The organism is Bradyrhizobium uaiense, assembly GCF_010811875.1.
GTDB lineage: Bacteria > Pseudomonadota > Alphaproteobacteria > Rhizobiales > Xanthobacteraceae > Bradyrhizobium > Bradyrhizobium uaiense.
In genome coordinates, this window is the sequence record NZ_VKHP01001033.1 from 1 (window position 1) to 242 (window position 242).

At 69.4% G+C, this 242-nt stretch carries 1 protein-coding gene; it reads right to left on the reverse strand.

Annotation, left to right across the window (positions count from 1 at the left end):
• Positions 1–60 precede the first annotated feature (60 nt).
• Positions 61–242, reverse strand: a 182-nt coding sequence (locus FNJ47_RS48645; protein WP_283811413.1) for a cytochrome c-type biogenesis CcmF C-terminal domain-containing protein, incomplete at its 5' end; no start/stop codon positions are given.

Sequence of the window (242 nt, forward strand, 5' to 3'; positions counted from 1 at the left end):
GGCGGCGCGACCCTGGCGCCGCTCGCGATCGGGCTTGCGGCGTTCGTGATCATGGGCGCGCTATGCGACCTCGCCGAACGCGTCGCGCTGTTCCGGATTCCGCTGTCGCTCTCGTTGCGCCGCGCCGAGCAGGTCGCCGCGCTTCCAGGCCAGCAGCGGCCCGAACGGCACCGCGAGCAGCAGCGGCACGAACAAAGGCGCAAAGGTGAAATTGAAGAACGGCGCGCCGACCGAGATCTTCT